At 73.6% G+C, this 13238-nt stretch carries 11 protein-coding genes; 1 reads left to right on the forward strand and 10 read right to left on the reverse strand.

Annotated elements, in window-relative coordinates; genetic code table 11:
* Window positions 1-6: 6 nt before the first annotated feature.
* The 3 genes from ATL51_RS10390 to ATL51_RS10400 all read right to left on the reverse strand — a co-directional run bounded on the left by ATL51_RS10390 (window position 7) and on the right by ATL51_RS10400 (window position 3873).
* Window positions 7-1563, reverse strand: coding sequence for a serine/threonine-protein kinase (locus tag ATL51_RS10390; RefSeq protein WP_100878500.1), 1557 nt, complete (start codon window positions 1561-1563; stop codon window positions 7-9).
* Between the two features lie 139 nt (window positions 1564-1702).
* Complete coding sequence (locus tag ATL51_RS10395) at window positions 1703-3088, reverse strand: transglycosylase family protein (protein WP_100878501.1); 1386 nt, start codon at window positions 3086-3088, stop codon at window positions 1703-1705.
* Between the two features lie 158 nt (window positions 3089-3246).
* Entirely contained in the window at window positions 3247-3873 is a 627-nt protein-coding gene (locus ATL51_RS10400) for a mycothiol-dependent nitroreductase Rv2466c family protein (protein ID WP_062397035.1), read from the reverse strand.
* A 104-nt stretch (window positions 3874-3977) separates the two neighbouring features.
* Between ATL51_RS10400 and pepN the strand changes: the two genes are divergently transcribed.
* The gene (gene pepN, locus ATL51_RS10405) at window positions 3978-6584 is read left to right on the forward strand and encodes an aminopeptidase N (RefSeq protein WP_100878502.1); all 2607 of its coding nucleotides are present in this window, start codon (window positions 3978-3980) and stop codon (window positions 6582-6584) included.
* 64 nt (window positions 6585-6648) lie between these two features.
* Here the strand turns inward: pepN and ATL51_RS10410 are convergent, their stop codons facing one another.
* The 7 genes from ATL51_RS10410 to ATL51_RS10440 all read right to left on the reverse strand — a co-directional run bounded on the left by ATL51_RS10410 (window position 6649) and on the right by ATL51_RS10440 (window position 13187).
* Entirely contained in the window at window positions 6649-7023 is a 375-nt protein-coding gene (locus ATL51_RS10410) for a hypothetical protein (RefSeq protein WP_100878503.1), read from the reverse strand.
* A gap of 117 nt (window positions 7024-7140) precedes the next feature.
* Window positions 7141-8700, reverse strand: coding sequence for a sensor histidine kinase (locus ATL51_RS10415; RefSeq protein WP_157818308.1), 1560 nt, complete (start codon window positions 8698-8700; stop codon window positions 7141-7143).
* Between the two features lie 100 nt (window positions 8701-8800).
* Window positions 8801-9472, reverse strand: coding sequence for a response regulator transcription factor (locus ATL51_RS10420; RefSeq protein WP_100878505.1), 672 nt, complete (start codon window positions 9470-9472; stop codon window positions 8801-8803).
* A 151-nt stretch (window positions 9473-9623) separates the two neighbouring features.
* Entirely contained in the window at window positions 9624-10103 is a 480-nt protein-coding gene (locus ATL51_RS10425) for a DUF5130 family protein (protein WP_073575554.1), read from the reverse strand.
* The gene (gene ctaJ / locus ATL51_RS10430) at window positions 10090-10344 is read right to left on the reverse strand and encodes an aa3-type cytochrome oxidase subunit CtaJ (protein ID WP_062397046.1); all 255 of its coding nucleotides are present in this window, start codon (window positions 10342-10344) and stop codon (window positions 10090-10092) included. Before ctaJ ends, ATL51_RS10425 begins: the two co-directional genes overlap by 14 nt.
* Window positions 10345-10355: 11 nt before the next feature.
* A complete protein-coding gene (locus ATL51_RS10435; protein ID WP_100878506.1) occupies window positions 10356-11786 on the reverse strand; it encodes a DUF2252 domain-containing protein in 1431 nt (476 codons plus the stop codon).
* A 51-nt stretch (window positions 11787-11837) separates the two neighbouring features.
* Window positions 11838-13187, reverse strand: a complete 1350-nt coding sequence (locus ATL51_RS10440) for a UDP-glucose dehydrogenase family protein (RefSeq protein WP_208622966.1) — start codon at window positions 13185-13187, stop codon at window positions 11838-11840.
* Between the last annotated feature and the right edge of the window lie 51 nt (window positions 13188-13238).

Consider the following 13238-nt stretch of genomic DNA (forward strand, 5'->3'; position numbering starts at 1 on the left):
GGACGGTCAGGCCGTGCTGAACGACTGCAGGATCTCCTGGCCCTCGCTGTCGGTGCCGACGACGAACCGGTAGTTCTCCCGGGTCGTCGTGCCGTCGTTGCGCATGAACACGACGGTCGCGGTGACCGTGTTCGGGCCGGCGTTGCGCAGGTTCTCGGCGTAGACGTTCCGCACGGTGCTGTAGAAGGTCCGGAAACCCTGGATGCCCTGGCTCTGGGCCTGCGCCTGCGGGCTGAGCATCGCGAACGCGCCGTCGATGTCGCCGGGCAGCATCCGGTAGTAGTTCTGCACGAACGACACCGGGTCCTGCACCTGCCCGGTGCCGGTGGTCGGTGTCGGCGTCGCGGTGGTCGTCGGCGCGGGCGTGGTCGTCGGGGCCGCGCTCGGCGTCGGCGACCCGCTCGTCGGCGGGGCGGCGATCACCGGCGGGGCGTCCTGCTGCCGGCTGGTCGAGTAGACGCCGAACGCGACACCGCCACCGACGACGAGCAGCACGGCCACCGCGCCCAGCACGACCGGGGTGCGACGACCCCGCCCGTCCCGGGAGCGGGTGGCACCGCCCCGTCGGCCACCACGGCCGCCGGGGCCGGGGATGACCTGCGGTGCGGGCACGGCCGGCGCGTCGACGACGGTCCCGCCGCCCTGCGCCTCGCGCCCGTCGGACGCACCCGCGCCGTCGCCGGTGTCCATCACCGCGGTCGCCGTCGACGGCGTCGCGAGACCGGCGACGGACTGGCCCGCGGCGATCCGGGCGAGCGCCTCGCGGGCCTGGGCGGAGCTGGGCCGCTCGGCGGGGTCGTTGGCGAGCAGGCGCATCAGCAGCGCGGTCAGCGGGCCCGCATCCTGCGGCGGGGTGATCGCGCCGGTGGCGACCTTGTGCAGCAGGGCGTAGGCGTTGTCGTCGAGGCCGAACGGCGGCTCGCCCTCGACCGAGGCGTAGAGCATCGCGCCGAGCGCGAAGACGTCCGAGGCGGCCGTCGGCTCCTGGCCTCGGGCGACCTCCGGGGCCAGGAAGGCCGGGGTGCCGGCGATGACGCCGGTACGGGTGAGCTGCACGTCGTCGACGGCGCGCGACACGCCGAAGTCGGTGATCTTGGCCCGGCCGTCCTCGGCGATCAGGACGTTGCCCGGCTTGATGTCCCGGTGCACGACGCCCGCGGTGTGCGCGGCGGCCAGCCCGTCGGCGACCTGACGGCCGATCGCGGCGGCCTCCCGCGGCGGGATCGGCCCCTTCTCGGCGAGCACCGCGGCCAGCGAGCGCGACGGCAGGTACTCCATGACCAGCCACGGACGGTCGTCGTGGACGACGACGTCGAACATGCTGATCACGTGCGCGTGCTGCAGGCGGGCGCCGATCCGGCCCTCGCGCAGGATCCGCTGGCGGGACTCCTCCAGCTGCTCGTCGGACGGCAGGGCCGCCGCGAGCAGTTCCTTGACGGCCACCGTGCGGTTCAGCAGCTCGTCCGTCCCCCGCCACACGGCACCCATCGCACCGGCACCGATCCGCTCGTCGAGCCGGTAGCGGTTCCCGATCCGGTGGGCGTCGGGGGTGGGCGAACTCATGAGGTCCAAGGGTAGGGAATCGAGGCCGGGCCGCCGTCGGCAGGGCAGGTGCTGCGAACGACCGGGAGAGGGACCACGGACCCTACGCGACCACCGGTCGCGCAGCCAGCGACCGTACGCCACACCACAGGACCACCGATCACCTCGGAAGGCCCAACTTGTTGGCACATGCCGGCCACGATCCGTAACCGCCGCGGGCGTCGCGGACCTTGGTCGCGATCTCGATCTGCTGCTCCTTCGTGGCGCCGTCGGCGGTGGGGGCGTACGTCGTGCCGCCGAAGTCGCTCCAGGTGCCCTTGTCGAACTGCAGACCACCGTGGTAGCCGTTCCCGGTCGAGATGGACCAGTCGCCGGAGGACTCGCACTGCGCCAGCTCGTCCCAGGTGCCGTCGGCCGCCTTCGCCGACGACGACGGCGCCGGCTCCTTCTTCGTCTCCGGCTTCGGGGCGGGGGCCGCGGGGGCCGGGGCGTCGGCCTCTCCCCCGCCGCTCCCGTTCCCGCGGTCCTCGTCCGGCTCGTCCCCGCGGTTCTCGTCTCCCCCGTCGCCCTTGTCGCCCCTGTCGCCCCTGTCACCGCGGCCCTCGTCGCCGCCGGACCGGTCGCCACCGGAGCCGCCGCTGCCGTCCTCGGCGGAGTCGTCGCCATCGGACGATCCACCGTTCCCGCCGGGAGGGGCTCCGCCGCCGCCGGAACCGCGGAAGTCGCGGTCCTCCGGCTCCGATCCCGAGGCCGGGCCGTCGCCGGCGCTGCCGCCGGAGGGGTGGCCGGAACCGCCGGACCCCGACGGGGAGCCGCTGCCGGAGCCGTCGTCGCCCCCGCCCCCGTCGCCACCGGTGCCGCCGTCGCCGCCGGAGCCATGGCCGTCGCCGGACCCGGCGGAGGCCCCCGCCGGGTCCGGTGCTCCGGCCGAGCCGTCCGAGCCGTCCGAGCCGTCCGAGCCGTCCGAGCCGTCCGAGCCGTCCGAGCCGTCCGAGCCGGAGCCGTCCGCCCCGCCGCCCCGGCCGGACCCCGCCCGCGCCGCCGCGGACCGCACCCGCTCCCCCACCGCCCGTGCGACGGCGTCGGCGTCGGGTGCGCCGTACCCGGCGGCGACGTCGTCGACGACCAGAACCCAGTCGAGGCTCCCGTCCGGGCCCTGCGGGGCCGGGAACCGGGCGATCCCCGAGCTCGCGAGCCGGGCCAGCTCCAGCGTCGTCCCGGTCGCGGGCTGGACCCACCACGGGCGCGCGGTGTCGCCGGAGAGCAGGTCGAGGTCGAGGACCACGTCGCTGCCCGCCGGGGTGTGGCCGAGCACGTAGGACCCGTCCTCGGCCCCGGCGATGTCGACCCGGCTGTCCACCGCCGCGGCCCGCACGGTGAACGCGCCGTCGGAGTACGGGCTCAGCGACGTCCGGGGCACCGCGTCGGCGAGCGCGCCCCGGTCCAGCACGGAGCCGACCGCGAGCTGCCCGCCCACGAGCGTCCCGGCGACCAGCGCCACCGCTCCGAGCACCGACGTCGTCCGCCGCGAGAACCAGGTGTCCACGGCCGGGCACTGTGCGCCCCCGCGGCGCCCGCCACGGCCGAACGGGCGATCCCGTTCGCGATCGCGAGCGGCACCGCCGGGTGATCGTCACGGGTGAGGGGTCCGGTGCCCCATCCGGCACCGGACCCCTCGATCGCGGCGATCACGCCGTCACCGGCTCAGTAGTCGAAGGACGGGTCCTCGGTGCGGGTGCGCTTGAGCTCGAAGAAGTGCGGGTTCTCGGCCAGCAGCCGGGCGCCGTCGAACAGGCGGCCGGCGTCCTCGCCCTTCGGGACCCGGGAGATCACCGGCCCGAAGAACGCCACGCCGTCGACGTGGATGGTCGGGGTACCGACGTCCAGACCCACCGGGTCCATGCCCTCGTGGTGGCTGGCGCGCAGCTTCTCGTCGTACTCGGTGGAGTGCGCGGCCTCGGCCAGCGACTCCGGCAGGCCGAGCTCCTTCAGCGCGCCCGCGACGACGTCGTCGAAGTCCTTGTTGCCCTGGTTGTGGATGCGCTCGCCGAGCGCGGTGTAGAGCGGCGCCAGGATCTCCGGGCCCTTCAGCTCGGCGGCGGCGATGCACACGCGCACCGGGCCCCAGCCCTTCGACATGAGCTCGACGTACTGCTCGGGCAGCTCACGGCCCTCGTTCAGCACGGACAGGCTCATGACGTGCCAGGTGACGTCGACGTCGCGCACCTTCTCCACCTCCAGCACCCAGCGGGAGGTCAGCCACGCCCAGGGGCACAGCGGGTCGAACCAGATGTCGATGCGGGCACGGCCGTCGGCAGCAGGAGTCGTCATACCCGGCGCAACGCCGGGCACCGGCCGCGGATTCCACGGGCCGCGCCCCGGGCACCGTGATTGGATGCCGACGACACCACTCCCCCGAGAGGACCCCGAACGACGTGACCCCGCCCAACCTCACCCGTGCCCAGGCCGAGGAGCGCGCGGCGCTGCTCGACGTCTCCACCTACGACGTCACGATCGACCTGACCGACGGCGCCGGAGCCCCCTCCGAGCGGACGTTCGCGGTGACGACCACGGTGCGCTTCACCGCCGCCGAGCCCGGCGGGAGCACGTGGATCGAGTGGGTCGGCGACGGCATCACCTCGGCGACGCTGAACGGCACCGAGCTCGACGCCGCCGCGTGGACCGAGGAGGACGGCCTCGCGCTGCCCGGTCTCGCCGCGGAGAACGAGCTGACGATCGTCGCGACCGGGCTCTACACCAACACCGGTGAGGGCCTGCACCGCTTCGTCGACCCCGTCGACCAGGCCGTCTACCTCTACTCGCAGTTCGAGACGGCCGACTGCAAGCGGCTGTTCCCCTGCTTCGACCAGCCCGACCTCAAGGCCCGCTACACCCTCACCGTGACCGCACCGGAGGACTGGAAGGTCATCTCCAACGCCCCGGCGACGGTCGAGGGCGGGGTGCACCGCTTCGAGCGGACCGAGATCCTCTCGACCTACCTGGTCGCGCTGATCGCCGGGCCGTATGCGAGCTGGCACGACACCTATCGCGACGAGCACGCCGAGATCCCGCTGGGAATCTTCTGCCGCGCCTCGCTGGCCCCGCACATGGACCACGAGCGGATCTTCACCGAGACCCGGCAGGGCTTCGACTTCTACCACCGCAACTTCGGGGTGACCTACCCGTTCGGCAAGTACGACCAGCTGTTCGTGCCCGAGTTCAACGCGGGTGCGATGGAGAACGCCGGCGCGATCACGTTCCTGGAGGACTACGTCTTCCGGTCGCGGGTGACCCGCACGCTCTACGAGCGGCGCGCCGAGACGATCCTGCACGAGATGGCGCACATGTGGTTCGGCGACCTCGTGACCATGCGCTGGTGGGACGACCTGTGGCTCAACGAGTCGTTCGCGACGTGGGCGTCGGTGCTGTGCCAGGCCGAGGCGACCGAGTACACGGGCGCCTGGACGACGTTCGCGAACCTCGAGAAGTCCTGGGCCTACCGGCAGGACCAGCTGCCCTCGACGCACCCGATCGCCGCGGACATCCCGGACCTGCAGGCGGTCGAGGTCAACTTCGACGGCATCACCTACGCCAAGGGCGCGTCGGTCCTCAAGCAGCTCGTCGCCTACGTCGGCCTGGAGCCGTTCCTGGCCGGGCTGCGCGACTACTTCGCCGCCCACGCCTGGGGCAACGCCACCTTCGACGACCTGCTGGGCTCGCTGGAGAAGGCGTCCGGCCGGGACCTGTCGGACTGGGGCGCGCAGTGGCTGCGCACCACCGGCCTGAACCTGCTGCGCCCGTCGTTCCGGGTCGACGAGGCCGGGACGTTCACCTCGTTCGACGTCGTGCAGGGCGGCGCCCGGCCGGGTGCCGGTGAGCTGCGCACGCACCGGATCGCCGTCGGCGTCTACGACGACGACCCGGAGACCGGCAAGCTCGTCCGCACCCACCGCGTCGAGCTCGACATCTCCGGCGAGCGCACGGCCGTCCCGGAGCTGGTCGGGCTGTCCCGCGGCAAGCTCGTCCTGGTCAACGACGACGACCTCACCTACTGCGCGCTGCGCCTGGACCCGGGCTCGCTCGCGACCCTGGTGGACCGGATCGGCGACATCGCCGAGTCGCTGCCGCGCACGCTGTGCTGGTCCTCGGCGTGGGAGATGACCCGTGAGGCCGAGCTGAAGGCCCGTGACTTCGTCACCCTGGTCGCCGGCGGGTTCGACAACGAGTCCGAGATCGGCGTCGCGGCGCGGCTGCTGCTGCAGGCCCAGACCGCGACGGCGTCGTACTGCACCCCGGAGTGGGCGCGGGGCCGCGGCTGGCCGCTGCTGACCGACGCGCTGCGGTTCCGCCTGGACACCGCCCCGCCCGGATCGGACGTCCAGCTGGCCGTGGTCAACGCGCTGACCGCCTCGGTGCTGCCGGAGAACACCCTGGACCGGATGACGGGCTGGCTGCTCGACGTCGACGTCCCGAACGGGCTGACCGTCGACGCCGACCTGCGCTGGCGGCTGCTGCACGCGCTCGTCGCGCACGGGAAGGCCGGGGAGACCGAGATCGCCGAGGAGGCCGATCGTGACGCCACCTCCACCGGGGCGCGGCAGGCCGAGCGGGCCCGCGCGCTGATCCCGACCGCGGAGGCCAAGGAGCGGGCGTGGCAGCGTGCCGTGCACGACGACTCCCTGCCGAACGCGATCAACGAGTCGGCGATCTCCGGGTTCTCCCACCCCGCACTGGCGACGGTGAGCCCCGGGCTGCTCGACGGCTACGTCCAGCGCTACTTCGACGAGATCGACGGCGTGTGGGCGCGCCGGACCTCGGAGCTGGCGCAGAACGTCGTCGTCGGACTGTTCCCGTCCTGGGCGGTCGCGGAGCCGACCGTCGCGGCGGCGGACGCCTGGCTCGCCGACGAGTCCAAGCCGGCGTCGCTGCGCCGGCTCGTGTCCGAGGGGCGCGCCGGGATCGTGCGCGCGCTGGCCGCCCGTGAGTTCGACGGTCAGGCCACCCCTGCCCCGGAGCGGACCACCGCGGTCCAGCAGCCCTGACCCACGCACGACGGCGCCCCGGGAGTCCGTGCTCCCGGGGCGCCGTTCGTGTGTCGGGGTGTGGTCAGCGGCGGCGCAGCCACCGCCGCAGCGGGTTCGTCGACGCCGGTTCGTCGGCCGGGCGGAAGCCGGCGCAGACACGCGGTCCGCAGCTGCCGCAGTCGGTGCCCGGTCGGTAGTGGTCGTGCAGGTCCTCCGGGTGACCGCAGGTGCACAGTCCCAGCTGCGGGACGACGGGCGCGGGCGGACCGGCCGGGGTCTTCGGCTCGGACGGTGTGCGCGGCCGGGGCAGCGCCGGGACGGGCTCCAGGCCCGTCGGCGGCGTCAGGACCGCGGCCGTGGGGGTGGCGGGGGTCCTGCGGTCGGTGCCGTCGTTCTCGTGCGCCATGGTGACCTCCTTCGTGCCGGCGAACGGCAGCGCGGACGACCATCGCGTCATCGCACCGTGCCGTTGCGTCACCAGTATGAGATCGGGTGGGGCGCCTGGGAATGGCTCGCGGCGACGAAAAGACCTGCCGTGGACGGAACGGCAGGTCGTGGACATCTCGCCACCCGATCAGCGGGCCACCGGAAGTGTGAGCACGGCAAGACAGCCACGGGGCGCGTCCACCGTACGGAGCACCAGGGTGCCGCCGTGCTCCCGAGCGAGCTGGGCGCTGATGTGCAGTCCGAGCCCGGAGCCGCCGGCGGCCTCGTCGTGCCGCCCGCGGACGATCTCGAGCTGCTCCTGCCCGTCGGGCAGGCCGGGGCCGTGGTCACGGACCTCGACGGCGACCAGACCCGGCTCGTCGGCGAGGCGGGCCCGCACCACCACCGGGGTCCGGGGCGCGTGCCGGTCGCAGTTGGCCAGCAGGTTCGTCACGACCTGGCGGGTGAGCGACTCGGGCGCGGCGACGGGGGGCAGGTCGTCCTGGGTGTCGAGGGTGATGCAGCGGCCATCGCGCAGGTCCACCAGGGTGCGCAGGGCCTCCCCGACGTCGTGCTCGCCGCCGGGGCCCGCACCCGGCGCCGGGGTGACCGCGGCGTAGGCCGGGCCGTAGTCGAGCAGGGCGGCGTCGCGCCCGTCGACCATCGGGCCGGCCACCGCGTCCTCGACGGTGACCGGGGTCTGCAGCATCTGGCGGAGCCGGTTCAGCTCGGCGAGCACCGCCTCCCGCATCCGGGCGACCTGCGGGTCGTCACCGGGGCGGGTCGTCAGCAGCTGCGCGGCGCCGGCCAGGCCCGCCAGGCCGTTGCGCAGCTCGTGGTCGCGCTCGGCGGTCTGGCCGGTGGCCCGTTCGAGCAGCGCCGACGCCTCGCCGAGGGTCTCCTGGAGCTGGTCGTAGTCGTCCTGTATCTGGGTGACCGCACGCAACGCCATGGTCAGCAGCGCGGTGAGCACCACGCCCATCCCGAGCACCCGCAGCGACGGGTAGACCAGGCCGTCCGTCGGTTCCTGGCCGGGCACGATCGCCCGGTACAGCTGCGACACCGCGACGATCAGCAGGCCGAGCCCCATCCGGGCCCGGATCCGGCTCGGACGCCGGTAGCCGTCGAGCAGGAACAGCACCGCGACCAGCGCCCAGCCGCTCTGCACCACGATCGAGTAGAGGGGCGAGGTCGCCACCATCCGGGTGAACGGGCTCTCCGCCTGCGATGCGACGACCCCGCCGATGACGAGGGCGACCGCGGCCAGCGCCCAGCCGCCCCAGGCCCCGAGTGCCGGTGGCGGCCGCAGCGCGGCGACCAGGATGCACAGGCTGATCACGAACATGGTCAGCACGGCCAGCCGCGGGGTGCCCGCCGGGTACTGCGGCAGGACCAGTGCGGACAGCGGGAGGAGCACGACGCCGTAGAGCAGGAGGGCGGCCCCGAACCACGACGGACGGGGGTCTCCGGACAGCCGCCCCGTCACCAGCGCGACGATCGCCGCCGCCGAGCCGACCGCGGCCGCCACGAGGGTGAGCACCGCTGTCGCGTCGGACAGGTCGATCCGTCCGTCGACCACCGCGGGGCGGCTCACCGCCACCACGAGGACGGCCAGGACCGCGACGACGAGCACGTCGGTCAGGTGTCCGGCCAGGAACCGGGCCCGCCGCTGCGGGCCCAGGAGCGCGCCGAGGAAACCGGACGCCACGTCCCCTCCGCTCCGAAGATGTCGCCGGACTGATGAGATTGCGATGATAGGACTCGTCATTCTCGGTGACGTTCGGTGGCGGCGTTGTGGGCCGAACGGGTCAGATCCCGGCGGCCTTGCGGTAGAGCGCGACGGCCTCCAGCTGGGAGCCGACCTCCAGCTTGGTCAGCACCGCGCGGATCTGCGTCCGGACCGTCGCCAGCGAGACGACGAAATGGTCGGCCACCGACTGCGCACGCTTGCCACCCGCCAGGAGGGCGAGGACCTCGCGCTCGCGCTGGGTGAGCCTGCCCAGCTTCTCGTGCAGGTCGCGACGCTCGTGCTCCCGGTCGCGGTGCAGCCGGATGAACTGCTCGCGGCGGCCCGGCGGCATGATCGAGCGCCCGGCGTGGGCCTCGCGGATGGCGCTGAGCAACGCCGGGAACGGCGCGTTCTTGGGGACGAACACGAACCCGCCCGCGTCCAGGGCGGCGCCGACCCGGCCTGCGTCGGAGCTGCCGGACAGCACCACCACCCGCCAGCCCGCCTCGCAGAGGGGGCCGACGAGCCGGACCCCGTCGATGCGGTTGCCCTCCGGGTCACGCCCCAGGTCGAGGTCGAGCACGATGAGCCCGGGTGTGACGCGCCGGGCGTGCTCCAGCACCGCAGCGGCGGAGCGGACCGGCTGGAAGGTCGCGTCCTCGCCCTCGGCGCGCAGGTTGAGGGCGAGAGCGGACCCGACCAGCTCGTGGTCGTCGACGATCAGGATCGGGCTGCCGGTGGGGCCGCTCACCGCTCGGTCCTCCCGCTGGGCACCATGGGGGACACCTTAGAGCCGTTGCGCCGATCGTGGTGGCCCGCGAGTGACGGACACGCGGGCGCCGCACTGTCCACGGACGCGACCGGGTGTCCGCCCGGGTGTCCACCGGATGGGAAACCCCAGCTCAGGGGCGACTGCCGGCCTGGTCCGCCAGCATCCTCAGTCCGGACAGGATTCCACCGAACAGATCGCCCTCCTTGAAGGACGCGACCATGCTCATGAGAGCGAGCTTGGCGCCGCGGTCGGGGAGGCGGACCTTCGCCTCGGCGCCGGTCACGATCTCCAGCAGGCGCTGCTCGGGGCTCACGGCGACGAGCACCGCGTCCTCGTGGTCGTCGACGCGCCCGTGCAGGTCGACCGCGGTGGCCCGCGCGTCGGCACCCAGGTCGCCCAGGTACAGCGCGAACCGCAGGCCGGTCTCGCGGCTGGCCAGGTAGAGGGCCTCGTCCAGGCGGGTCAGCTGCACCGGGGTGAACGGGTGCGCGGCCGCGGACGGCTCGACGAAGTTCTCGGCCACCGACAGGCGACCGGAGTTCGTGACGACCGACCCCTCGGGCAGGTCCTCCTCGTTGCCGGTGAAGACGGCGAGGTCACCACTTGCCACCGGTACCTCCTCGGGTGTCGCCGCCCTCGGACGGGGCGGTGTCGCCGTGTCCGGCATGCGCGGCGTGGTGCCCCGCGGCGGACGGCTCGGCGATCCAGAACAGCGGCTCGTACGGCCAGGGGTCACCCGCGTTGTAGCGGGGGCGGTTGCTCCGGTTCCGCACCGCGATCCAGCCCCAGATCGCGAAGTACAGGACAGCCGGCGCGACCACGAAGACCAGCAGGGTTTCGACGACGGTCACGGGGCCAGAACCTAGCCGATCGCCGTGCCCGGCACCTGCTCAGGTGTCCGATCCGACAGCCGCCCGGACCGCACCGCGCGGACCAGCGCGTCATGATCGGCTTCGGTCTGGTCGGCATAGGCCCTGGCGAACGTCGCGAGCGCCGCGGCCACCTTGCCGCCCTTCCCCAGGTAGCCGGCGATCATCGACGCCCCCGAGGTGCGAGCGTGCCCCTTGGCGAGCAGCCTGCCGCAGACGTCGGCGTAGTCGGCCAGCGCGGGGGCGTCGAGGGTGTCGGGGACGATCGCGCCCTTCATGTCACGGAACTGGCGGACGTAGTACTGGCGGCCGTTGATCGTCGTCCAGCCCAGGAGCGGGTCGGAGACGGTCTGCAGGGCCTGTTGGTACTCCACGACCCGCTGGCCCTGGTGGGCGTGCCAGGCCTCGCCGCCGTGCACCCACGGCGCGACGACCGACCGGCGTGCCTGCTTGAGCTGCAGGAACAGCACGTCGTCGGGGCTGGAGCCCTCGCAGAGCACGAGGTAGGCGCGCAGCCCGACCGAGCCGACCCCGACGACCTTGTGGGCGACGTCGACGGCGTGGTAGCCGCCGAGGATCCGGCTCCAGTGCGGCGGCAGCGTCGCGAGGTACCCGTCGAGGGCGGCCAGGATGCGCGCGGTGTGCTCGCCGTCGGGGTGGGTGATCAGCGGCGGCTCGGTGACGATCCGCCGCGCACCGCCCTCCTCGGTCACGAACCGGGGCAGCGCACGGTCGCTGGTGCGCCGGCGCGCCCGTTCGGCGGCCTTGTCGATGACCCGGCGCGAGGTCTTGTGGTCGGCGTCCGAGCGCAGGGTGTCGATGTCCATGATGTCGAACGAGCGGGCGAGCAGCGGCTCGTCGGCGAGGTGGCGCAGGTGCTCGGCGTAGGAGGTCACGCAGCGGGCGGCGGCCTCGCCGCACTGCTGTTCGGTCGCGCCGGAGTCCCGGCCGGCGACCCAGGTGGAGGACACCAGGCGTCGCAGGTCCCACTCCCAGGCGCCGGGGTGGGCCTCGTCGAAGTCGTTGAGGTCGAAGACCAGGTCGCGCTCGGGCGAGGCGTAGAAGCCGAAGTTGCCCAAGTGGGCGTCGCCGCAGATGACGGGGTGCACGCCGGTCTCGGGCAGCACCGCGAAGTCCGCGGCGTGCAGGGCGGCGGCGCCGCGCAGGAACGCGTGCGGGGATGCGGTCATCCGCTGGATCCGCAGCGGGACGAGCTCGTGCACACGCCCGGCGTTCTGCGCCTCGACGACGTCGACCGGGTCGGCCCGGCGCAGCTGCGCGGACCACTCGGCGAGCCCGGACCGGGGCGCGACCTTCCGCAGCCCCTTGCCGATGCGGTAGCGCTCGGCGCGGGGCGTCGAGGCGCGCTGCAGCGAGCCGAACGCCGCGCGGTCCGATCCGGCGAGGACGGGGTGCGAGGTCACGCCTGCGTTCTACCGCACGGCGGGCCCCGGAGCCCGCGCGGCGGGCCGGCCTCAGACGTTGCGCCTGCCCAGCGCGCGGTAGGTCCAGCCCGCGGACTCCCACGCCTCGCGGTCCAGGGCGTTGCGGCCGTCGAGCACCCGGCGGGTCTTCACGACCTTCCCGAACGAGCCCGGGTCGAGCTCGCGGTACTGCTTCCACTCGGTCAGCAGCAGGACGGCGTCGGCGCCCTCGGCGGCCTCCTCCGGGGTGTCGACGCAGTCCAGCTGCGACCAGTGCCGCCGCACGTTGGGCAGCGCCTGCGGGTCGGTCACCCGGACGTTCGCGCCCTGCAGCTGCAGCTGCGCGGCCACGTTCAGCGCCGGGGAGTCGCGGATGTCGTCGGAGTCGGGCTTGAACGCCGCGCCCAGCACCGCGATCCGCTTGCCGAGCAGGGAGTCGTCGCACACCTGACGGGCGAGCTCCACCATCCGGATCCGGCGCCGCATGTTGATGTTGTCGACCTCGCGCAGGAACGTCAGCGCCTGGTCGGCGCCCAGCTCGCCGGCGCGAGCCATGAACGCCCGGATGTCCTTGGGCAGGCAGCCGCCGCCGAAGCCGAGCCCGGCGTTGAGGAACTTGCGGCCGATCCGGTCGTCGTGGCCGATCGCGTCGGCGAGCTGCTTCACGTCGGCGCCGGTGGCCTCGCACAGCTCGGCCATCGCGTTGATGAAGGAGATCTTGGTGGCGAGGAAGGAGTTCGCGGCGGTCTTGACCATCTCCGCGGTGGCGTAGTCGGTGACGACCTTCGGCGTGCCGTCGGCGACGATCCGCGCGTAGACGGTGTCCAGGACCTTCTCCGCGTCCACCGCGGTGTCCGCGCCGGACAGCGACGGGACGCCGTAGACGAGCCGGTCCGGGTGCAGGGTGTCCTGGACCGCGTAGCCCTCGCGCAGGAACTCGGGGTTCCACGCCAGCGCGGCACCCGGCACGCGGGCGGCGACCTGCTCGGCCAGCCGGGCGGCCGTGCCCACCGGCACCGTGGACTTGCCGACGACCAGCTCGCCGGGCCCCAGCACCTCGATCAGCGACGCCGTCGCCGCCTCGACGTAGGTCAGGTCCGCGGCGTACTCGCCACGACGCTGCGGGGTGCCGACGCACACGAAGTGCACCGCGGCGCCCCGGGCGTCGGCCATGTCCGAGGAGAACGACAGCCGCCCCGAGTCCAGCGACCGGCGCAGCAGCTCCTCGAAGCCCGGCTCGAAGAACGGGACCCGGCCCGCGGCCAGCGACTCCGCCTTCGCGACGTCGACCTCGATACCGACGACCTCGTGGCCCAGCTCCGCCATCGAGGCCGCGTGCACGGCTCCGAGGTAGCCGCACCCGATGACCGACAGCTTCAGCGGGGTGGTGTTCTCCGACATGGCCGGAGGTTAGCTGCCGCCCCGGACGGGCTGTCGCAGACGTCGGGCAGT

Source organism: Pseudonocardia alni, assembly GCF_002813375.1.
Taxonomy (GTDB): Bacteria; Actinomycetota; Actinomycetes; order Mycobacteriales; family Pseudonocardiaceae; genus Pseudonocardia; species Pseudonocardia alni.